The 22,959-nt window shown below is 46.5% G+C and carries 18 protein-coding genes and 1 pseudogene; 10 read left to right on the top strand and 9 right to left on the bottom strand.

Features of this window, described 5'->3' with window-relative positions; genetic code table 11:
* Window positions 1–87: 87 nt before the first annotated feature.
* Together HHL16_RS01190 and HHL16_RS01185 are read right to left on the bottom strand one after the other, a co-directional pair.
* Window positions 88–1,104 (bottom strand): inorganic phosphate transporter, encoded by a 1,017-nt coding sequence (locus tag HHL16_RS01190; protein WP_169423311.1) that lies wholly within the window; start codon window positions 1,102–1,104, stop codon window positions 88–90.
* Window positions 1,105–1,115: 11 nt separating this feature from the next.
* Window positions 1,116–1,763, bottom strand: coding sequence for a DUF47 family protein (locus HHL16_RS01185; protein WP_164735392.1), 648 nt, complete (start codon window positions 1,761–1,763; stop codon window positions 1,116–1,118).
* A 216-nt stretch (window positions 1,764–1,979) separates the two neighbouring features.
* Here HHL16_RS01185 and HHL16_RS01180 point away from each other — a divergent pair, with 216 nt between their 5' ends.
* From HHL16_RS01180 to HHL16_RS01170, 3 genes are all read left to right on the top strand, one after another.
* Window positions 1,980–3,200 (top strand): porin, encoded by a 1,221-nt coding sequence (locus tag HHL16_RS01180; protein ID WP_240965711.1) that lies wholly within the window; start codon window positions 1,980–1,982, stop codon window positions 3,198–3,200.
* Between the two features lie 158 nt (window positions 3,201–3,358).
* Window positions 3,359–6,184, top strand: a complete 2,826-nt coding sequence (locus HHL16_RS01175; protein WP_169423310.1) for a TonB-dependent receptor — start codon at window positions 3,359–3,361, stop codon at window positions 6,182–6,184.
* 48 nt (window positions 6,185–6,232) lie between these two features.
* On the top strand, window positions 6,233–7,663 hold the full coding sequence (locus HHL16_RS01170; RefSeq protein WP_169423309.1) for a hypothetical protein: 1,431 nt from the start codon (window positions 6,233–6,235) through the stop codon (window positions 7,661–7,663).
* Window positions 7,664–8,336: 673 nt separating this feature from the next.
* Here HHL16_RS01170 and HHL16_RS01165 read toward each other — a convergent pair.
* On the bottom strand, window positions 8,337–9,371 hold the full coding sequence (locus HHL16_RS01165; RefSeq protein ID WP_169423308.1) for a glycosyltransferase family protein: 1,035 nt from the start codon (window positions 9,369–9,371) through the stop codon (window positions 8,337–8,339).
* A 21-nt stretch (window positions 9,372–9,392) separates the two neighbouring features.
* Window positions 9,393–10,229: a UDP-2,3-diacylglucosamine diphosphatase gene (locus HHL16_RS01160; protein WP_169423307.1), complete on the bottom strand. Its 837-nt coding sequence runs from the start codon at window positions 10,227–10,229 to the stop codon at window positions 9,393–9,395.
* Between the two features lie 436 nt (window positions 10,230–10,665).
* Here HHL16_RS01160 and HHL16_RS01155 point away from each other — a divergent pair, with 436 nt between their 5' ends.
* The gene (locus tag HHL16_RS01155) at window positions 10,666–11,343 is read left to right on the top strand and encodes an HAD hydrolase-like protein (protein ID WP_169423306.1); all 678 of its coding nucleotides are present in this window, start codon (window positions 10,666–10,668) and stop codon (window positions 11,341–11,343) included.
* Between the two features lie 5 nt (window positions 11,344–11,348).
* Window positions 11,349–12,641, top strand: a complete 1,293-nt coding sequence (locus tag HHL16_RS01150; RefSeq protein ID WP_240965709.1) for a DUF5690 family protein — start codon at window positions 11,349–11,351, stop codon at window positions 12,639–12,641.
* Between the two features lie 29 nt (window positions 12,642–12,670).
* On the opposite strand, the gene HHL16_RS01145 is transcribed toward HHL16_RS01150, so the two are convergent.
* A complete protein-coding gene (locus HHL16_RS01145) occupies window positions 12,671–13,309 on the bottom strand; it encodes an NAD(P)-binding domain-containing protein (protein WP_169423305.1) in 639 nt (212 codons plus the stop codon).
* A gap of 280 nt (window positions 13,310–13,589) precedes the next feature.
* On the opposite strand from HHL16_RS01145, the gene HHL16_RS01140 reads away from it, so the two are divergent.
* A complete protein-coding gene (locus tag HHL16_RS01140; protein WP_169423304.1) occupies window positions 13,590–14,162 on the top strand; it encodes a hypothetical protein in 573 nt (190 codons plus the stop codon).
* A gap of 51 nt (window positions 14,163–14,213) precedes the next feature.
* Here HHL16_RS01140 and HHL16_RS01135 read toward each other — a convergent pair whose 3' ends face one another.
* Both HHL16_RS01135 and arfB read right to left on the bottom strand, forming a co-directional pair.
* On the bottom strand, window positions 14,214–15,008 hold the full coding sequence (locus tag HHL16_RS01135) for an MbnP family protein (RefSeq protein WP_169423303.1): 795 nt from the start codon (window positions 15,006–15,008) through the stop codon (window positions 14,214–14,216).
* 15 nt (window positions 15,009–15,023) lie between these two features.
* Window positions 15,024–15,431: pseudogene (gene arfB, locus HHL16_RS01130) on the bottom strand (alternative ribosome rescue aminoacyl-tRNA hydrolase ArfB); the annotation flags it as partial.
* A gap of 28 nt (window positions 15,432–15,459) precedes the next feature.
* Here arfB and dtd point away from each other — a divergent pair.
* Complete coding sequence (gene dtd, locus HHL16_RS01125; protein WP_169423301.1) at window positions 15,460–15,912, top strand: D-aminoacyl-tRNA deacylase; 453 nt, start codon at window positions 15,460–15,462, stop codon at window positions 15,910–15,912.
* Between the two features lie 9 nt (window positions 15,913–15,921).
* Window positions 15,922–16,254: a nucleotide pyrophosphohydrolase gene (locus HHL16_RS01120; RefSeq protein ID WP_206022208.1), complete on the top strand. Its 333-nt coding sequence runs from the start codon at window positions 15,922–15,924 to the stop codon at window positions 16,252–16,254.
* 24 nt (window positions 16,255–16,278) lie between these two features.
* On the opposite strand, the gene HHL16_RS01115 is transcribed toward HHL16_RS01120, so the two are convergent.
* Complete coding sequence (locus HHL16_RS01115; RefSeq protein ID WP_169423300.1) at window positions 16,279–16,461, bottom strand: hypothetical protein; 183 nt, start codon at window positions 16,459–16,461, stop codon at window positions 16,279–16,281.
* 86 nt (window positions 16,462–16,547) lie between these two features.
* On the opposite strand from HHL16_RS01115, the gene HHL16_RS01110 reads away from it, so the two are divergent.
* Window positions 16,548–17,987, top strand: coding sequence for a glycine--tRNA ligase (locus HHL16_RS01110; protein ID WP_169423299.1), 1,440 nt, complete (start codon window positions 16,548–16,550; stop codon window positions 17,985–17,987).
* A 572-nt stretch (window positions 17,988–18,559) separates the two neighbouring features.
* Here the strand turns inward: HHL16_RS01110 and HHL16_RS01105 are convergent.
* On the bottom strand, window positions 18,560–19,321 hold the full coding sequence (locus HHL16_RS01105) for an FAD-dependent oxidoreductase (protein ID WP_169423298.1): 762 nt from the start codon (window positions 19,319–19,321) through the stop codon (window positions 18,560–18,562).
* A 248-nt stretch (window positions 19,322–19,569) separates the two neighbouring features.
* On the opposite strand from HHL16_RS01105, the gene mfd reads away from it, so the two are divergent.
* Entirely contained in the window at window positions 19,570–22,959 is a 3,390-nt protein-coding gene (gene mfd, locus HHL16_RS01100) for a transcription-repair coupling factor (protein WP_240965708.1), read from the top strand.

Here is a 22,959-nt window from a genome sequence, read left to right as displayed (position 1 = left end):
AAATAAAAAGTGAGGACTTCTTCACTTCTATATTGGATGTGAAAAAGTCCTCACTCGCAGAATCGGCCTGCCGGCCGCCCTGAAATCTTATACGAAAAGTCGAACGATATAATATACTACAGCAGCCAGCACAGCGCTCACCGGAATGGTGAGAATCCATGCCCAGAGCAGGTTGATGGTAACACCCCAACGTACTGCAGACAGACGTTTGGTAGCGCCCACACCAATGATGGCACCGGTAATGGTATGCGTGGTACTTACCGGAATGCGGAGGTGCTCTGTCAAAAACAAGGTGATGGCACCGGCTGTTTCAGCAGCAACCCCTTCGAGCGGCGTTACTTTGGTGATGCGGCTTCCCATGGTTTTTACGATCTTCCAGCCACCACTCATGGTACCGAGGGCAATGGCCGAAAAGCAGGCTAGCGGCACCCAGTCGGGCACCTCACTGACGCTTTTGATCTGACCTGTTGCGATCATGGCAGCAGCAATCAGACCCAGTACTTTCTGAGCGTCGTTGCTTCCGTGACCGAGGGAGAAAAGGGCAGAAGATACCAGCTGCAATCTTCTGAACCAGCTGTCTGCTTTATAAGGATTTGCCCGCCGGCAGATATTGACAATAATCAGCGTAATGATCAGCGATATGATCATACCAATCAGCGGCGCTCCGAAGATGAACAGAAAGATAGGAACCACCACACCATAGTTGATCACACTCACACCTTCGGCCCTGAAATGACCAACGTGCGCCAAAGCCGCTCCCATAAAGCCTCCCAGCAAAGTGTGGGAAGAAGAAGAGGGGATACCGAACCACCAGGTAAGGAGGTTCCAGCTGATGGCGGCCACCAGCGCCGAGAAAATTACGGGAAGTGTAATGAACTGTTCATTGATACTCTTGGCAAACGAGTTGCCGATCTTGAATTCACCGATCCAGTATTTGGCAATAAAAAAGGCAGCGAAGTTGAAGACCGCCGCCCAGATCACAGCCTGAAATGGGGTGAGTACCTTGGTAGATACAATGGTAGCAATGGAGTTGGCCGCATCATGGAAACCATTGATGTAGTCAAATGCCAGAGCCAGTACGATAATTATAACCAGAAAAGTCATATTGGCTCAGGTTATGCGTATTTAATGATAATAGATTCGATCACGTTAGCTGCATCTTCACATTTATCAGTTACAATCTCCAGTACCTGATAGATCTCTCTCTTCTTGATCACTTCCTTTGCATCAGGTTCTGTTTCAAACAAACGGTCGATACTCATATCAAAAATATCATCAGCCTGGTTTTCGATGCTGTTCACCTTTACCAGTGCATCGGTGATGCGGCGCATATTTTTCATGTTGCGCAGCTCTATCACAGCATTCTTGATCTGCTCGGATCCCTGCTCGATAAGATCAGCCATTTTCTGGATGCCCTGATCGTTGGGGTTCACTTTGTAGAAATTGATCTTCTTCGCAGAAGAGAAGATATAATCGGCGATATCATCCAGTGCAGTAGCGAGATAGTGGATATCCTCACGGTCGAATGGAGTGATGAAGTTACGGCCGAGTTCGGTAAAGATCTTGTGAGTGAAATCGTCGTTCACGTGTTCCAGATCTTCTATCTGTGCAATGATGGCGGCGCGCTTGTCGAAGTCGGGTTCGGTAACCACTTCCTTCATCAGCTTACCCATTTTGGCTACGGTATGTGCTACCTGCTCAAACAAAGAATAGAAAATCTTATCCTTTGGCATAAAGATCTTCATGATGGAATTCAGGCCCATTGAGTCTATTATTTGCGGCAAAAATAGAACTATTACCTCGCGTATTAAGTAGCCATTAATTGGTAATAATTTCTTAACAAAGCGCTTATTCAGGGTACTTACCTTTGCGACCAATGTTATCGTTTTATGAAGAAATTGTTATGCACCCCCAAAACAGCTGTTTTTATAGTGATCCTGTTTCTGGCTCAAAAGTCTGAGGCTCAATTTCTTATGGATATGATTGACACTACAAAGGATATGGGGCGCGGCATGCTTTCCATGTTCAAACGTTTCGACCATATCCGCATTGGCGGTTACATGCAGCCGCAATACCAGTTTGCCAGTGAAAAAGGCGCAAAAGGGTATAGCGGGGGGGATTTTTCCCCTAAATCGAATAACCGGTTCATGCTCCGCCGCGGCCGCGTTCGTTTCGATTATATGCACTTCAATGAAATGGATCAGCCCACCGTTCAGTTCGCCATTCAGTTCGACGGAACGGAACGCGGCGTTAATATCCGTGATCTCTGGGGACGCGTATTCGAGAACAAATGGCAAATGTTCATGGTCACCGGTGGGATGTTCGCCAGACCATTCGGATATGAGATCAACTTATCATCATCGGACCGCGAAGCGCCCGAACGTGGAAGAATGAGCCAAATACTCATGAGAACGGAACGCGATCTCGGCGCCATGGTTTCGTTTGAGCCACGCGAAAAGAATCATCCGCTGCGATACCTTAAAATAGATATCGGCGCCTTTAACGGACAAGGGCTGACCGGACCTGCAGAATATGACAGTTATAAAGATATCATTGCACATATCGGACTGAAGCCTTATCCGCTTACCAAAAAACTTACCCTCTCCGGAGGAGTGAGCATGTTGCGGGGTGGATTGGCCAATCCCACCAAATACATATATAAGATGGGAGACGGCGCGGCGGGGAAACAATTCCTCGTGGATTCTTCAGAAGATAACGTCGACAGCCGCACACCGCGTGAATATGGCGGCGCCGACATGCAATGGAAATACAAAACAGGATGGGGAAATACCGAACTCCGCGGCGAATACTGGTTCGGAAAACAAACCGGCACAAAGAACAGCACTGAAACACCGGGTACACTTCCGAATGAACCATTCTATATCCGCAAGTTCAGCGGAGCATTCATCTGCTTTCTTCAACATATAGTAAATACCTCCAATCAGCTGGTAGTAAAATACGATTGGTATGATCCCAACACTTCGGTGAGCGGAAAAAATATTGGTAAAGAAGGAACGCAATTCACACCCGCCGACATCAAATACAGTACGCTCGGTTTCGGATATGTGCGATACATTAATCAGAATCTGAAACTGTTTTTGTGGTACGATCGTGTTACCAACGAAAGCACATCACTAAAAGGGTACACCGAAGATCTCCCGGACGATGTATTCACCTGTCGCCTCCAATTCCGCTTCTGATAAAGATTTTTTATTATCTGGTAACGTTGCCGAAACACTGGCGTAACATTCCCGTAACATACAGGCCATTTAGTTATGCAGTTAACAATTCGGTAATGTGTTGGTAACATACGGATAATAGGTCGCAGATACTTTTGCCGCACATTAAAAAGACTGTTGTGAGCAAAAAGTTCCTTCTTTTAATTGCTTTGATTAGCCTCGCTTTTGTTACCTATGCCCAAACCGGAAAAGTTACCGGCAAAGTACTGAACAACAAGAATGAGCCCCTGGCCGGAGTATCGGTAAAGATCACCGGAGCACAGGGAGGTACCACTACAGATGTGGATGGCCTTTTCACTCTCTCTCTTTCTGCAGGAAAGAAATACCAATTGACGCTTTCTGCAATTGGTTACGCCCCAAAAACTATCGATGATGTAGAAGTAACAGCAGGTCAGGTGGCCGAGCTGAGTTTTACATTGGAGAAAGCCGGTAAAGATCTCGGTGCTGTAACTGTAACGGCTAACCGCAATTCTGCGCGTCGTGAAACCACAGCATCCATCATCCAGTTTCAGAAGAACACCAATACGGTTGCTTCGGTGATCTCTGCGGAATCTATCCGCCGTTCACCAGATAAGAATACCGGTGAGGTGCTGAAACGTATTCCCGGTACCAGCATCATCGAAGGCAAGTACCTGGTGGTTCGTGGTCTGAGCGACCGTTACAATATGGCGATGCTGAACGGTGTTCAGCTCTCCAGTACCGAGCCAGACAGAAAGACTTTCTCTTTCGATATCTTCCCTTCTTCTATGATTGATAACATCGTTATCAATAAAGCCTTCGTTCCTGAGATGAGCGGTGAGTGGGCTGGTGGTCTCATTCAGATCAACACCCGCGATATCCCTGCACAGAATTTCTTCAACATTCAGGTAGGTACCGGCTTCAACTCTCAAACTATCGGAAAAGACTTCTACACTTATAAAGGTGGTGGTCTCGATTTCCTCGGAATCGACGATGGTGCAAGAGCGCTGCCTGCCGGTATCCCCGGAAAGAATGCTTTCAAATATCCTGTTCTCAATCCCGAACAGCAGATGGAATGGGGAAAGAAGTTTGGTGGTGACTGGTTCAACACCAAAGGTTCTGCTCCTTTGAATATGTCGCTTCAGGCAAGTGGTGGTTTCAATACTACACTCTTCAACAAAAAAGTGGGTGGTATTTTCGCTCTTACTTATGCCAACAACGCCAAACGTCTGGCATACGACAACAACCTCTATGCTATCTTCAAAGAGAACGAGAACAGTTCACTGAAGAAAGTAGACAGCAGCTACCAGTATAACAACGTTAAATACAGCAGAGAAGTACTGTGGGGTGCAATGGCGAATTTCGCAGTGCAGCTCAACAGCAATCACAAGATCTCTGTTAAGAATATCTTCAACATCAATGCTACTGATTACACTACCAACAGAACGGGATATGATTATGAAGTGAATCCACTCAATCCCCATGGTACTCCAATCAGAGCAACAGAGCTCAGCTTCAAATCGAACAGCCTGTTCAATACACAGCTGGCCGGCGACCATATCTTCAGCTCGATTTCTTCAAGGCTGAAATGGTACGGAAGCTTCACTATTCTTGATCAGTATATTCCCAAACAACGCAGACTTCAGTACAACGACGAAAAGCTCGACGGAAGATATAAAGCTGTAATCTCTGAGCCTAAATCACAGAAATCAGGAAGTATCTTCTACTCTAACCTGAGCGACTATTTATACAGTGCCGGTGGCGACTGGAGCACAGCTTTCAAAATGTTCGGGAATAATCAGACCATCAAAGGTGGTTATCTCTTCCAGGTGAAAGATCGTCTGTATAATGCCAGACCATTCTCCATCACACTTCCCGCCAACTCAAATGAAGACCTGAAATACCTGCCTGCCGACAAAATTTTCAACTCTGAGAATTTCGGAGGAAAAGGTTTCTATTTCGACGAGTACAGCGAATCTAACTTCCGTTATATCGCCAACTCTATTCTCAATGCCGGATATCTGCAGTTCGACAATCAGTTCAACGACTGGCTGCGTATCGTATGGGGTGCGAGAGTAGAAGATTTCGATCAGGTAGTAGGAAGTCTCAAAAAGAGCGACAGACGTCACGTACACTCAAGAGTTACAGACTTCCTGCCTGCGTTCAACGCAACTGCGAAACTGAACAGCAAAACCAACCTCCGTGTTTCTGCTTCTCAGACAGTGGTGAGACCAGAGTTTCGTGAGTTGAGCAACTTTGCATTCTATGATTTTGAACTGGGTGCAAGCGTTGTAGGTAACCCTGCTCTGAAACGTACCAAGGTAACCAACCTCGATCTGCGTTACGAAATCTATCCACGTTCCGGAGAAGTATTCACACTGGGCGCTTTCTATAAGAGATTCGAAGATCCGATCGAACAGATGTACAATCAGACAGGTGCGGGAAGCAGCAGCTCTTTCAACTTCATCAATGCACAGAGAGCTACCAACTACGGAGCTGAGCTGGAGTTCAGAAAGAAACTCGATTTCATCCGCGGTTTTGAAAACTTCACCATTCAGAGTAACCTGGCCTACATCCACAGCCGTGTGATTGGCGAAGCAGGTTCTCAGCTGGACCGTCCGCTGCAAGGCCAGTCTCCATATGTACTGAACTTTTCTCTTCAGTACGATATCGAAAAATCCGGCTTCAGCACAACACTTCTCTTCAACCAGATCGGCCGCCGTATTCTTTATGTGGGTAACGAGCAAACACCAGAAATCTGGGAAGCTCCAAGACCACTGCTCGATCTGCAGATTGCCAAGAAAGTGCTGCACAAGAAAGGTGAAGTTAGACTCAACGTTACCGATATCATTAACCAGCGTGCCATCTACTATCACAACCTCGATGGAAAAACAGATGGATACAAAGCCAATTCAAAACTGGATGCGCTGGCGATCAAACGTAACTACGGAACAAACGTGAGCGTAACCTTCGGATACAATTTCTAAACTCTCTCAACCGGTTTAATACATACTAAAATTCTAAATGACGCGATAATGAAAAAGTCTTTATTAATGCTGGCCGTTCTTACTGCGATGGTAGCAACCAGCTGCCGCAAGATTGAAGTGGACGGAGATGGCAACGGAAACAACAACAATGGTGGCGGTAACAACAATGGCAATGAAGTGATCATTGAAGGTACCATCACTGCAGACAAAACACTGGACGATCCTTCCAAGAAATACATCCTCCGCAACGTGGTGTATGTAACCAACGGAGCTACCTTCACTGTTAAGCCAGGTATCACTGTTTATGGCGAACTGGCAACTAAAGGAACACTCGTTATTACCAGAGGCGCCAAGATCAATGCTGAAGGAACTGCAGACAAGCCTATTGTATTTACTTCTCAGGCAGTAGAAGCAAACAGAAGAGCTGGTGACTGGGGTGGTATCGTAGTGTTGGGTAAAGCTTCTACCAACTCATCTTTCAACGGTAAACAAGGTATCGGTGAAATTGAAGGTAACGTGAACAACGCTCAGGGGTATGGCCTCTACGGTGGTGAAGACACTCCTAACGATAACGACAACTCCGGTATCATTAAATATGTACGTATCGAGTACGCTGGTTTCGCCTTCCTTCCCGATAAGGAGCTGAACAGCCTTACCCTCGGTGCAGTAGGTAAAGGAACTACCATCGAATACGTACAGATCTCTTATGCGCTCGACGACGCTATCGAGTGCTTCGGTGGAAATGTAAACCTGAAACACATCGTTGCTTACAAAACACTCGATGATGATTTCGATACAGATAACGGATACAGCGGAAAAGTTCAGTTCGGTATCGTACTGAGAGACTCTACCCGCGCCGACGTTTCTAAAGTAGAAGGTTTCGAAAGCGATAACGACGCTAACGGTACACTGCTCACTCCGCAAACCGGAGCTACTTACAGCAACATGACCGTTCTCGGACCCCGTGCTAAAACCAACAACGTTGGTAACAGCCTCTTCCTGGCTGGTGCACAGATCCGCCGTAACTCTTCTATCTCTATCTTCAACTCTGTAATCGCCGGATGGCCTACAGGTCTGTTGATCGACGACTCAAAGGGTAACCCTACCAGTGCAAACATCACTGCCAATAAACTGGTGATCAAAAACGTAACTATTTCCGGTTGCGCACTTCCGCTGGCTTATGCCAAGAATGCAACAGGTGTTGACTGGGGACTCGCTGCAATGACCACCTGGTTCAACGAAGCTGCCAAGGGCAACGCTATCCTCGCTACCAACGAAGAGCTGCAGCTGGGTGCACCTTTCAACTATCTCGCTCCCAACTTCACTCCTCAGACAGGATCTCCATTGATCGCTGCCGGTGCTGCTGATTTCACTGATGCTAAAATTGCAACAGGTTTCGATGTAGTAACCTACAGAGGTGCAGTTGCTCCTACAGGTGCTGAGTCTACCTGGTATCAGGGTTGGACTTCTTTCAAATAACACACAACTACAGCAATAACACAACTCCTTATCCGCAGAGGGAGGCTATCTGAAAAGACAGCCTCCCTTTTGCTTTTCATAAAAAATATTTTATTCTGTGTATTTAGCAAAAAACAGGTTGTTCATGAGCAATTAGGTGCATTTCGTCGTGGAATCAAGGTAGTTGGGTATTTTTGAAACCCTTGCTGGGGCTGGTTTTTATCAAATTTTAATGTGAAGGCGTGCAGCGATTAAAGATTTCAGTTGATCCATGTATGGTAGCGTACAACATGGCGATTTTGCCATTTATCATTATCTCAGAGGTAGTGAAGCTATTTGAAAATTTAGGATGTACTTTTGGTGCAGGTAATTTCTGTTGCTGCTATTATGAACTTTTTGGATTTCTTGCATCTATTGAACCTTATCAAGGCTGCTGTGTTGTAAGCGAACTCAAATTTCTACAAATCATTATACATTTTTCTTAAGTGAGAGGTTTCCTCTCATGTGACTAACGCCGTTCGATTTCTATCGTGACGGCTCTTTTTTTTATGCCAGTTGAATAGTCTACAGACGAAATGGGATTATCAGCAGATGAAAAGCAGTTTTAAGCATACGTACTAAAAAGAGAAAGGGCCTCCGTTGCCGAAGACCCACTCAATCCAAAAAAAATCGCAGGAAAAGAAATCAATTACCGTTAATTAAAAATCAGGTCCGGATAAAGAACATCGAGTTCGTATCGGAGATTTGTGCAGCGATACATCAGCATATTCACTATCGCTTCCGTTGAATATTTGTAATTCACGCCAGGTGTATTTTCGTCGTTCACCCAGTTGTTGAAGGTATCTGTAAAGTCGTCGTCGAGCTTATCCGGTGTACGGATGCCGATCTTCTTCAGCGCCGCCGCATTGCAGAGCTGCTCGTATTGCCCCTTGATCGGAATGGCAATCATCTTCTTTTTCAGGTGGATAGCTTCTGCCGGCGTTTCAAATCCCGCTCCGCATACAATGCCGTGGCAGCTGATGAGGCTCTCATTGAAGGCCTGCTTGCCTACCGGTATGAAAGTGATATGGCCTTCGGTTTTTACTTCCTTCACTTCTTTGGAGAACACTTCAAAACGATGGTCTTTCAGCGGAGTGAGGTAACCCCTCAGCTGATTGTCGCAGTACGAAGGAAGATAAACGGTGATATGTCCCTTATTCACCACCTCTGCTTTCAGTATCTCTTCTTTGATCACGGGTGAGAAAATGAAATCGTCGTAGCACTCGAAGTGCAGGCCGATATACTGGGATGCTTTCGCATAGTTCTGCAAAATCCATTCGCCGATCTTGTTCGGCTTATCGGGGCGGGGTGTTTTATCGCTCATAAAACTTGCCTGGTGACCGAAGTTCACGGAAGGAACTTTTTTCTTTGCGCAGGCGAGTGAGGTGATGCATTCAAAATCGTTCAGCACCAGATCGTATTTTTCAACAGGCAGGTCGCGCACTTCTTTCATGATGCGGAAGGGCGAAACGTTGCTCATGATCTTTCTGTAATTCAGGCTTCCCTTGCAGGTGTAGAAGAGGCTGAGCCCTTCACTGCGGTATTTGATGGGAGCATCGAGCGGGAGTGTGCTGTTGGCTCCGCTCAGAAAAATATCTACTGTTCCGAATTTTTCGAGATATGGCAGCAGTTCCATGGCCCGGCTGATATGTCCGTTTCCCGTAGCCTGTATTGAATACAATATTTTCATGCTGTGTTTTTATATGTGTGGCTATATGGCCAGTGAGTTGATGTAAAAACTTATTTCGTCTGTGAGTACGTTCAGCGGCATTTTGGTCTCCTGTGCAGGCATGTGCTGGAACTTGCCTTCGTCGTACTCGAAGATTTTCCATTCTCCCTGCTGATATTCCAGTGCGGTGAGATGTTCCACCCAATCGCCGGAATTCAGATACACCACTTCGCCTTTTTCGGTTTTCACTACACGCTTCTGTGGCTGGTGGATATGTCCGCAAATCACATAATCATATTTTTTATCGATGGCCAGCTCTGCTGCGATGGTTTCAAAATCGTTGATCTTGGTAACGGCCTTGTTCACTTCTTCCATCACTTTTTTGGAGATGGATAGTTTCTCTCGGCCTATTGCTTTGAGCAATTTGTTCACAAAGCGGTTGAAGAGAATCAGCATGGCGTAACCATTGCTGCCGAGTTTGGCGATGATCTTTGCTCCGCCTTTGGTGGTATTATCGAATACATCACCGTGGAAGATCCAGGTCATCTTATTGTCGATCTCCAGTACCAGTTTATCTGTGAGTGTAAAGTTGCTGAGCTGAAAGTCGGTATAGCGGCGCATTTGCTCATCGTGATTGCCGGTGATGTAAAAAACCCTCGTGCCCTGCATCATCATGTTCAGCACTTCTTTTATCACGGCCATATGCGAAGAAGGGAAGTAACGTTTGGAGAATTGCCAGCAATCGATAATATCCCCATTGAGAATAAGGATGTTTGGTGTGATGCTTTTCAGATAGGCCACCAATTCTTTGGCCCTGCACCCGTATGTGCCGAGATGCACATCTGAAATCACTACTACATCAACAGATCGTTTATCCATGCGAGAGCGGTTTTGCAAAATTCCAACTGCTGCCTGATCTAATGGTAAACGAATGGTTAAGTAATTGTGTAGTTATTGTGAAGGGAATATTAACTGCTGCGAACTATCGGTAAAGAACAACCGTATGTTTTGATGTGGTGAATTTTCTACATCTGTTCATTTAATGTCGCAACAGGTTTTGGGGTCTATTAATTAATTGATAACAAACTTTCGGACAGCTTTTATTTGCCGATCTGTGCGGATATTGCAGGCCCAATCACACGAACAACGTAAAAATTTTTATAGGCAAATCAAGAGCAATCGTAGCAGTTTCTTAATGTTGACGGCGAAGCTTTTCCAGGTTTCGCCCTTTTTTATTCCCTCCGGCGCCTGGTGATTGATTCACATATCAGGGCAAAATCTTATCTTACTGAACGTTCACCGTTAATTGCTGTGTATGCCCTCAACAAAACTTGTAGTTTTCGATATGGCAGGCACTACTATCCGTGATCAGGGGAATGTGGCCGATGCCTTTATCGAAGCCTTTATCGACTATGGTATTCCCAAACCAGACAACGATGCCCTCAACCGTGTGATGGGATACAGAAAGATCGACGCCATACGTTCCCTGCTCAAAGCAGGTGGAACGCCCGTTGATGAACAGCTGGTATCGGATATCCACGAACATTTCACCGAACTGATGATCCGCTTCTATGAGCACAACGATCTGCTCGAACCACTCACCGATGCTGAAAACCTTTTTCTGCGGCTGCACGAGCAGGGCATGAAAGTGGCGCTCAACACGGGTTTCACCAGGAGGATCGCCGACACAATTCTCTTCCGGCTAGATTGGATCAATCACCCGCATATTCATGCTGTGATCAGCAGCGATGAAGTAGCCGAAGGAAGACCTGCTCCTCATATGATCCACTCCCTGATGTCTACACTCGGCATTCAAAACAGCAGAGACGTAATCAAAATAGGCGATACAGCTGCCGATGTACAGGAAGGAAAGAATGCAGGATGCGGACTCGTAGTGGGCATCACCACAGGAGCATGCACCAAGGAACAATTGCAGCAATACGGCGCGGACTACATCATTCATAACCTGCAGGAATTGCAATCACTAATCTGAATAGCTTGTCAACCTTAACCGAAACAAACACTGCTTTTACACGGAAGCAGCTGCTCACCGCTATCTATGCCGCCATCGTGGCCTTCCTTGCTTATACATCTGTGTTCGCTTACCGGAAACCCTTTACTGTAGCCAGTTTTGAAGGTTTGAGTTTCTGGGGTATCCGGTATCAGGTACTGCTCATCATCAGTCAGGTTATCGGATACATGCTCAGCAAGTTCTATGGCATCCGATTCATCTCAGAGCTGAAAAGAAAATCCAGATGGAAAACCAGTGCACTGCTGATTGGCATCTCCTGGTTTTCACTGCTCATCTTTGGAATAATCCCTGCTCCATGGGGAATGCTCTGCCTCTTCGTAAACGGATTTATGCTGGGCTTCATGTGGGGCATCGTATTCAGTTATGTGGAAGGAAGAAGAGCCACCGATCTAATTGGTGCAAGCATGGCCGTGAGTTTTGTTTTTGCGGGAGGATTCACCCGCTCTGTGGCAATCTGGTTGCGCGATAGCTGGCAGGTACCAGAGCAGTGGATCGCTTTTGCAACCGGATTGGTTTTCTTAATTCCACTCGTTGCATTCATGTATCTGCTCGAACGCATACCCGCTCCCGATGCACAGGATATTCAGGAAAGAACGGTTCGCCTTCCCATGTCGAAAGAAGCCAGAAGAAAATTCCTGCATCAGTTCGGGTGGGGTGTATTTGCCATTGTGATCACTTATCTTTTTCTCACCATCATGCGCGATCTGCGCGACAACTTTATGGCCAATCTATGGTCCGAACTGGGGTATGGAAGCAAACCGGCCATCTTCACACAAACGGAGACCATCACATCTGTATGCGTACTGGCTATACTCGGATTGCTGATGCTGGTGCGCAACAATATGCGCGCTTTCCGGTTGATTCACTTTGTAATTATTGCAGGTTTTGTGCTGGCGGGCATTTCATCATTTCTATTCCTCAGCGGAAAGATCAGCGGAGCGCTATGGATGCAGCTCGCAGGCCTTGGGCTGTACATGGGCTATATTCCTTTCAACTGCATCTTTTTCGAAAGGCTGATTGCTACTTTCCGGATCGCCGGCAATGTAGGTTTTCTCATCTACCTCGCAGATGCGTGGGGTTATCTCGGAAGCTCGTTCGTAATGCTGAGCAAAGAAATATTCCAGATAAAACTAACCTGGTCTCAATTTTATCCTAACAGTGTGATGATATTTTCGGTGATAGGCATTGCCGGTACTTTGTTTTCATTATTGTACTTCAGCCGTAAATACAAGACTGCTCCTGATGCCAGATTACACTGAGCTACCCGGTTACAAAGGCCTTGCAACGGTCATTTGCGAAGTAACGCAAACGCAGCACCGAAACATTGCTGTTTTATTTCGCTGATGAGGCAGGTAAGCATGAGTGATTCTAACAACCCGCTTCGGGTAATATCACCAATATCGAGAATGGTTTTCCAGCCGATCTGTTGCAATAGCCCTTCCACGATCTGTTTGGCTTCTTCATCATTTCCGCAAAGGAACATGGCGGGAATGCCTTCGTCGTAGTGTGGATGAACCATGGAAGAAGAGCCAACCATATTGAGTGTTTTCACTACACGGCTCTCCGGTAACCATTGCTGTATCAGCTCTCCGGCCGATATGCCTTTGAGTGCAAGCTGCGGTGTTTCGCTGAATTCAACTGCGTTGGAAAGGTCTATCACTACTTTATTATGGAGAGCTGTTTGTCCGATTTTTTGCAGCACAGCTTCGATGCCCGACCAATTGACTGCCAGAATAATCACGTCTCCAAAAGCTGCTGCTTCTTCGAAACTTCCTGTATGGCATTCGGATCCCATCTGTTCTTTCCAGACAAAGAGGCTTTCACTGTGAGGGTCGCGGCTGCTGATCTTAACTGAGTGGCCGACGTCGATCCATCCTTTCGCAAGTACTTTGCCTACACTGCCGGCTCCAATGATTCCGATTTTCATTTATATCGATCTTGTGTAATTTTAGAAGAAGATTTCTTACTTTTTTCTGAACGTTTTTTTAGAAGGCAATTGATCAGGATCAACAGAATGAAAGATTTTTCACAGGCTGGCCAGGATAACTGTCCATATCAAGTACTTTGGCACAGATTTTTCCTATTCATTCTGCTATCTGCAACTATTCTTAACACCACATCCAGAACTTTATCCTTCCTGAAAAATCGAAATTTCACCTGGATCCAATGCCTCTAATAAACAAAATTCGCAAATCTTAAACGAAGGGATGATTAAATTGTTCGCGTCAGGGTCTTTTCTCTGTCTGCTCTTACTTGTTTCATTTTCAGGATGCCGTACCACCGAAACCCGCAGTTACGAATCGAAGGAGGGGATCAGGGCTATCGTGTATCAGCTGGAAGAACAGTTTGGGAATGAAGGCAGCTACTCCGCTATCCATATGCGTTACGACGATAGCTCAGGATTTATTCTAACCGCCACCGGAGTAGTACAGAAAGCAACTGACAGCCTGGTAGTCAGGCAATTAAAAAAAGGCGACTGGACGGAATTGGCGGTGACGCCGCTGAAAACCGGCGGAAATTCCACGGTACTTTTCTCGCTCAAAACCCTGCAGGATCTGCAAATGATCCCCGATCTCATCAAAGCGAGCATTTTCAAACTTGCCAAAGAGATCAGAAGACCAGGGCTTGAAGTAAAAGAAGTACTCATCAATGCACCGGGCTACGACGGTGGTGAAGATCCGGTTCGCATCAATATCTACGTAGAACCAAAAGCAGGCGACGAAAAATTCGAACTCGCCTACAACAAAGAAGGTCAGCTGAAAAGCCTGCTGAATTACTGATCAGCAAACTAACTTATCGTTCCTCTGCTCACTTGCTAATGCTCACGCCTTTCAATTATTTTTCACGGACATTATCGTAAACATTTTGGAGTAGTTCTCGGCTACCGCAGCTGCCAGTACACCCGGTGTATTGCAGGTTGGGGTTTGGGAAATCTTTATGTCGTGCGGGTTCCTGAACCAGTCGTACACGTCTGCCGTGATCTCGATGGTGGTGCTTTTATTGGCATCCATAGTCACCTGCTTGCCATAAGGGAAGAGCAGTTGTATTTCTTTATTGGCATCAACTGAAGATTTGAATCCGCCGATATTGTAGGCGAAGGTTTTGCCCGATGCCGTGGAAGAAGGAGAAGTGCCTTCGAGTTTGGCGAAGATATAGCCCGCATCATCATTCCAGAACATCCCCTTGCCGGGATCGAGGGCTTCTGCTTTAGTAGCACTTACTGTAGTTGCACTGTCTACACCGATGATGAAAGAAAGTCGGTTATACTTAGACGGTAGTACGCCGAATTTTACTTCAGCCGTTGGCGTGTCTTTGAAATTAACCAGAAAATATTTTTCAGCGGATGTCTGAAAAGCATCTCCGGTTTCTGCATTGGATAATCTGATAGACCGAATATAGAACTTGAAATTCTTTACTGTAAATCGTTCCTGGAAGGCATTTTCATAACTGACCGTATCGAAGTACATGCGTACTGAGTCGTATTTCACAACAGGTGTGAAATGCAGTGTCATATTGGTTTCCAGGCCTTCAACTTTATTATTTGCTTCTTTCTGGCAGGCTGCAAACAGGAGGGTACAAACAAGGAGGTATGCAATGCGTTGAACAGAGAAATGCAACTGGTTCATAGATTGGGTTTAGGGTTAAAGATCGTCTCGCCGGATCTTTTGTCTGCTCTGCTTCTGCTGCCCCGCCTTTTTCTTGGTGTCGAGTCTTTTGGCTTTGGAACCTGCAGAAGGTTTGGTTGCTACTCGTTTTTTCTCTTTCTTCAATGCCTGTTCAATCAGTGCATTGGTTTTTCTGATCACTTCCGCTTTGTTGCCGAGCTGCGTCCGGTAGACCTGGCTTTTTACTTGCAAAAATCCTTCCGAATTTATTTTGGAAGCCAGTTTCGCAGCTAATAACGCTTTTTGTTCCCCGTTCAGTATTGCTGAATTTGCAATGTGGAAATATCCTTCAACCATTGTTTCCACTTTGTTCACGTTCTGCCCGCCTTTTCCTCCGCTGCGGGCGGTTTTGAATTGCATTTCTTTTGAAACCTCTATCTTCATTGCATAAAGATAAAATTTTATAACGGCTATGCGGGTAGTGATCCAAAGGGTTACAGAAGCTTCTGTAACGATCAACAATCAGGTAAAGAGTGCTATTGGTAAAGGCTTGCTGGTACTTGTTGGTATCGAAGATGCAGATACCGACGAGGATATAGAATGGCTGGCAACAAAGATGGTGCAACTCCGTATTTTCAACGACGAAGCAGGTGTGATGAATGTTAGTCTCAAAGACGATGGCGGCGACCTGCTGCTGGTGAGTCAGTTCACGCTTCATGCCAATACAAAAAAAGGAAACCGGCCTTCCTATATCAAAGCAAGCAAACCACCGGTAGCCATTCCGATGTACGAAAAACTGATTGGACAGATTGAAAAAGAACTGGGCAAGCCTATCCAGACCGGCGAGTTCGGAGCCGATATGAAAGTGGCATTGCTGAACGACGGTCCGGTTACCATTATCATCGATTCAAAGAATAAAGAATAATCAAATTCTATGGAGATCACATTGCAACAGGCGCAGGAAAAAGTGGATCATTGGATCAGAACGGTGGGTGTTCGATATTTCAGCGAACTCACCAATATGGCCATTCTAACAGAAGAGGTGGGAGAGCTGGCGCGCATCATGGCCCGCAAGTATGGCGATCAGAGTTTCAAGGAATCCGACAAGCAAAAAGAGCTGGCCGACGAAATGGCCGATGTGTTATGGGTACTGATCTGCATGGCCAATCAAACCGGCGTGAATCTTACAGAAGCATTGGAAAAGAATTTCGAAAAGAAGAATATCCGCGATGCGGACCGTCATAAGAATAATGAGAAGCTGCACTGATGCGGCTTCCCGCTGATTTGTTTTTTACTTTTTAGTGATCTCCGCTACTTTCCACACGGTACCGGCCACACCTACCAGCAGCAATATGATACCCCAGCTGTGCAGGAAGCTCCCGCTCGCATGGCGGCTCATTTTCAGCAATCCGCTTACAATAAAATAGATGGAAACAAGAATAGTGAGGATGGCCGCAGCCGTCGGTTTATTCATAGGTTCGGGATTTGATTTCAAATTTAGTTCCGGAAGATGGAAAATGCAAGTACCACAAAAGCGGCAAAATATTATCTTTGCCGGCTATGGCAACAGACAATAATCGTTTTCAGGCAATCATTTCACATTGTAAGGAGTACGGATTTATTTTTCAATCCAGCGAAATCTATGATGGTTTAAGTGCTGTATACGACTACGGCCAGTGGGGTAGCGAACTGAAGAAGAATATCAAAGACTACTGGTGGAAAAGCATGACCCAGTTGCATGAAAACATTGTTGGTATCGATGCGGCCATATTTATGCATCCTACCACCTGGAAGGCTTCCGGTCACGTGGACAATTTCTCCGATCCCATGATCGACAACAAAGACAGCAAGAAGCGCTACAGGGTTGATCACCTCATCGAAGGTTATGTGGATGAGCTGGAAAAAGCCGGCAAAAAAGCTGAAGGCGATGCCCTTATTGCCTCTATGGATCAGCTGCTGGCAGCCAATGACTTCGACGGTCTTAAAAAACTCATTGAAGACAACAAAATAAAGTGCGGTGTGAGCGGAACCGTTAACTGGACAGATGTTCGTCAGTTCAACCTCATGTTCTCCACCCAGCTCGGAAGCGTTGCCGAAGACGCCAGCGAAATCTATCTGCGCCCGGAAACGGCGCAGGGTATTTTCGTGAACTTCCTGAATGTGCAGAAAACCGGCAGGATGAAGATCCCCTTCGGTATCGCTCAGATCGGAAAAGCTTTCCGTAACGAGATCGTTGCCCGCCAGTTTATTTTCCGTATGCGCGAATTCGAGCAGATGGAAATGCAGTTCTTCATACGCCCCGGCTCACAGAAAGAATGGTACGAATACTGGAAAGAAGCCCGTATGAAATGGCATATGACGCTCGGTATCCCTGCCGACAAATACCGTTTCCACGATCACGTGAAACTGGCTCACTATGCTGATGCTGCCTGCGATATCGAGTTCGATTTCCCTATCGGATTCAAAGAAGTGGAAGGTATCCACTCCCGCACGGATTATGACCTCAGCCGCCACCAGGAGTTCAGCAAAAAGAAAATGCAATACTTTGATCCTGAGATCAATCAGAACTATATCCCTTACGTGATCGAAACGTCCATCGGCCTCGACCGTACCGTATTGATGGTACTCAGCAATGCTTACGAAGAGCAGGACCTGAGCACCCCCGAAAAGCCGGACAGCCGTGTGGTACTGAAGTTCATCCCCAAACTGGCCCCCATCAAACTGGCCATTCTTCCGTTGACCAAAAAAGACGGTTTGCCTGAGATTGCCCGCCAGATCATGGACGAGTGCAAGACCTCTTTCAAATGTTTCTACGAAGAAAAAGACGCTATTGGTAAGCGTTACCGCAGGCAGGATGCGATCGGAACACCGTTTTGCGTTACCGTTGATCATCAAACGAAAGAAGATCAAACTGTTACAATACGGTACAGAGATACCATGCAACAGGAGCGCATCCACATAAATAAAATCAAAGAATTAGTAGAAAAACAAATATTATAACTACATTTGAGTCGCCTATCGTTGCAATAACACCACCTGACAGTCCTCACTCTGCCCGACCGACACAGCAACATTAACCTAATTCATCCTTTGAGGAACCATTTGGATTCCTGGTTAAGCTCGTATACTTTTATTTGGTTAGTAGTCTGAACAAATTGTTCATTCGCTAAATAGCATTGACATATGATAATGTTAATTACAATCCCTGTGAACTTATTTCTGTTAGGCGGAGCTCTCGTTGTGTCGTTTCTGATCGGTTTTATGATCAGAAGCGCTGAACTCGCTAAATCTAAAAGAAAGGTCGCTTCACTTGAGTCAGAGATGGTATCCAATCATGCTGAAATTCTGAACCTTCAGAGAGAAAAAGCTCAATTGGAAAAAAAGTCGAAAATCGATTCAATTCCGGTAATTCCGATGACATCTCAAAAAGATGATAAGAATGTAGCCCGCTAGGGTTAACAGTCCGGCGACCTTACACCCCCAAACGCCTTTCAGCCGTAGCAGATAGCGGCTCAACCTTTACAAGAAAGAATTACTGATCTGGCGACCTCCTCAGTGAGATTCGCTGTATGCTATCCATACAATTCCTGGTGAATAGACTTCTTGTCGTACCCTAACTGCAAGATTCTCTGTTTAGCTTCATCGATCATATTCTTCCAACCGCACAGGTAAAAGTAAGCTGGTTTCACCGCCATTTCTCCAATGTTCTCTGTACTGGGAGTTCTGTTTTTATTGCAGATCTCTTCGTATATCGTATGCACATACCCGGTATAATGTCCATTACCCGGTTCTTCCCTCGAAAAAGTAGGGAGGTATTTGAAGGAGGGAAGATCTCTCTCCAGGCTTCGCATTTCCTGTTCGTAAAGGGTATCGCCGAATTTGCGGCATCCGAACAGCAGGTATAAATTATGATGTGCAGTCTGGTGCAGTTTTATGTGATGGCTCATCGCGCGGAAAGGTGCGATACCGGTTCCGGTACAGATAAAAAACACATCCCGGTCGATTGGTTCGGGCAGTACAAACACGCCCTGCGGTCCCCGGAATATAAGCTCAGTTCCCACCACCACTTCGTTGAAGATCCAGGTGGTACCTGCGCCGCCTTCGAGCAGCACGATCAGCAATTCAAATACATTGCTGCCATCGGGCCAGCTGGCAATGGAGTAGGAGCGCCAGCGCTTATTGGGCTTTTCGTGAATGGGAAGATCCAGCGTTACAAATTGTCCGGGTACAAAATCGAAAGATGTCAGTTCCGGCACTTCGATCCAGAAGCGCCTGGTACTATTGGTTTCATCAACAATGCGGATGACTTTACCGGTTCGCCAGGGTTGCACCATAGAATCGTTTTTCTAAATATACCAATTTGTTCGGGCATTGCCGATAGCAGCCTGCTCCAAATCTTTTACAGGGTGCCGCCTGCCTGAATGCCGCGAATAGCCTGCGTTTTATGCATCCGGACAACAAACAGCCCGGCGCTGTTCTTCCCACGCTTTGCACTTCCTGCTCCTTTTCGTACCTTTGCACCCGCGCTATGAATTTGCAGACGTTGCTAGATTCGTTCAAAAATGACCCCCGCCTTTTTCAATTGGCGGACAAGCTCTCTTTTGCCCGTCCTCAACGGATCTATGCCGAAAATCTCCGTGGCAGTGCTGCCAGCTTCGTTATCAGCACCATCTTTCAGAATCCATCATGCAGTCAGCTCAATCACCTCGTGGTTTGTGAGGATGCCGAAAAAGCGGCTTACCTCCACAACTCGCTCGAGAACCTGACCAATGCACTCAATCTGTATTTCTTTCCTTCTTCATTCAAGAACCGCAAGAACTTCAGGTTGCTCAATCCCTCGCACGTGATGCTGCGTACCGAAGCGCTCACCCGCTTCGCCGCTCAGTCTCAGGGCAGGGCCGGCATGCTGATCACTCACCCCGAAGCATTGTTCGAGAAAGTAGTGCTGCCGGGAACACTCAGCGGAAACATCATCTATATAAAATCAGGAGATACCCTCGATCTGCAGGGATTGATGGATCAGCTCGTAGGATATGGTTTCGACAGAACCGATTTCGTGTACGAACCCGGACAATTCGCATTGCGCGGCGGTATCCTCGATATCTATTCTTTCGGGAACGATAAACCCTATCGTGTTGAGCTCTTCGGAAACGAAGTGGATTCCATCCGCATTTTCGATCCCGAAACACAGCTCAGCGAAAGGAAATTGCTGCAGGTTACCATCATCCCCAATGTAGATACGCAATTCGATTCGGCAGAGAAGATCTCCCTCTTCGATTTCCTGCCGGAGAATACAGTGATATGGATGCAGGACTGGGCTTTCACCAAAGAACGGCTGATGGTGCAGGAAGAAGATCTGCATCTCTTCCTCAACACCGTGGTGCCTGTCGAAAAAACGAAGAACACTGCAGGCGACGATGATAACCGGATGGAAAAATCTGAAGTGAACACCGAAGATTTTGTTCCGGCCACAGTGATTGAAGCACAGCTGCAATCGCGCCATATTGTTGCTTTCGGGCATACCGACGATTTCCCTGAATCGGATGGCGTTTCTCACGATACGCCCGTCACCATTCATTTCAATACCAAAGCGCAACCCGCTTTCAACCGTCAGTTCGATCTGCTGATCCGCGACCTGAAATCCTGGGCCACCAAGGGGTTCGGACTTTATCTCTTTGCAGAGAACCCGCGTCAGCTCGAAAGGCTGAACAGTATTTTTGAAGACCTCAATGCCGAGATACCTTTTATTCCGGTACCTACTTCCATCCACGAAGGATTTATCGATGAAGACCTGAAACTGGTGTGTTATACAGATCACCAGATCTTTCAGCGTTACCACAAATACAAGGTTAAGCAGGCATACAATAAAAATAAAGCGCTTACACTCCGCACGCTGCGCGAGTTGCAGCCCGGCGATTATGTAACGCATATCGATCACGGCGTTGGTGTATACAGCGGCCTCCAGAAAATAGAAGCGAACGGAAGATTGCAGGAGGCTGTACGTATCATTTACAAAGACAGCGATATTCTGTATGTGAACATCAACTCGCTGCACAAGATCTCCAAATACACAGGCAAGGAAGGATCGGTACCCAAAGTGAATAAACTGGGCAGTGATGCATGGAACCGCCTGAAAGAGAAAACAAAAACCAAGGTTAAGGAAATTGCCTTCGACCTCATCAAGCTATACGCGCAAAGAAAGGCGCAGCAAGGGTTTCAGCACCTGCCTGATAATTACATGCAGACCGAACTGGAAGCCAGTTTCATTTACGAAGACACGCCCGATCAGAGCAAGGCTACTGCCGATGTGAAGAAGGATATGGAACAGCCGTCTCCGATGGACCGTCTTGTTTGCGGGGACGTAGGTTTCGGTAAAACTGAGATCGCTATCCGTGCAGCATTCAAAACCTGTGTGGATGGAAAGCAGGCCGCCGTTCTGGTGCCTACCACCATCCTTGCTTATCAGCACTACAAAACATTCAGCGAGCGCCTTAAAGATTTCCCTGTAACGATCGATTTTGTGAATCGTTTCAAATCGGCCAAAGAGAAAAAGGAAACCTACAAGCGACTCGAAGAAGGTAAGATAGATATCATCATCGGCACCCACGCGATACTCGGAAAAGAAGTGAAGTTCAAAGACCTGGGGCTGCTGGTGATCGATGAAGAACAGAAATTCGGCGTAGCACATAAGGAGAAGATCAAAACACTTCGCACGAATGTGGATTGCCTCACGCTAACGGCAACGCCTATCCCAAGAACATTGCAGTTCTCATTGATGGGAGCCCGCGATCTGAGCATCATCAATACACCTCCGCCTAACCGTCAGCCTATTCAGACGGAAGTGGCCGTGTTCAATGATGATATGATCCGCGATGCCATTTACTTTGAAACCGAGCGTGGCGGACAGGTATTCTTCATTCACAACCGCATTCAGGGGTTGGCGGAGATGAAAGCCAAACTGCAGGCGCTTTGTCCTGATTTAAGCATCGGCTTCGCCCACGGCCAGTTGGAAGGGCATGAACTCGAAGAAAAGATCCTCGACTTCATCAACAAGAAATATGATGTGCTCATCTGTACCAATATCGTGGAGAGCGGCGTGGATATTCCGAACGTGAATACCATCATCATCAATAACGCACATCATTTCGGGCTCAGCGATCTGCACCAGTTGCGTGGCCGTGTAGGAAGAAGCAACCGCAAAGCCTTCTGTTACCTGCTGGCTCCGCCGATGAGTACGCTGCCGCCCGACAGTCGCAAGCGACTGCAAACACTGGAGCAGCACAGCGAGCTGGGAAGCGGCTTCCAGATTGCCATGCGCGATCTCGATATCCGCGGAGCCGGAAACATGCTCGGCGGAGAGCAGAGCGGATTTATGGCTGAGATCGGATTTGAAATGTATCAGAAGATCCTCGACGAAGCCATCAAGGAACTCAAGCGAACCGAGTTCCGCAATCTCTTCAAAGAAGAAATTTCCAAACAGGAAGATTATGTGCAGGATTGCACCATCGATACCGACCTTGAAATTCTCATTCCCGATACATACGTAGAGAGCATCACCGAACGTCTCACACTCTACACCCGACTGGATAACTGTGAAGATGAAGCGGCACTCCTCGAATTCAATCAGGAGCTGCATGATCGTTTCGGACCTATCCCACCACAGGTGGAAGATCTGTTCGATACAGTACGTGCGCGGAGACTGGCTGTGGAGCTGGGTTTCGAGAAGATGACGCTCAAAGATGAAACCCTGCGTTGCTACTTCGTAAACAAACCGGATTCACCTTACTTTGAATCGCCGGTGTTCCAGCAGATCTTGAATTTCGTACAAACACAGGTGAACAATGCGAGACTGAAACAAACGGATCGTTCGTTCCTGTTGATTGTAACAGACATTAAGAACATGGGAAAACTGGTAGCTTTCCTTCAGCGAATGCAGGAGTTTGTAACTGCAGAAACTTCCTCAGTAAAATAA

It is taken from the genome of Pseudoflavitalea sp. G-6-1-2, assembly GCF_012927185.1.
Taxonomy (GTDB): Bacteria; Bacteroidota; Bacteroidia; order Chitinophagales; family Chitinophagaceae; genus Pseudobacter.
This window is presented reverse-complemented; position numbering and strand designations above follow the sequence as displayed.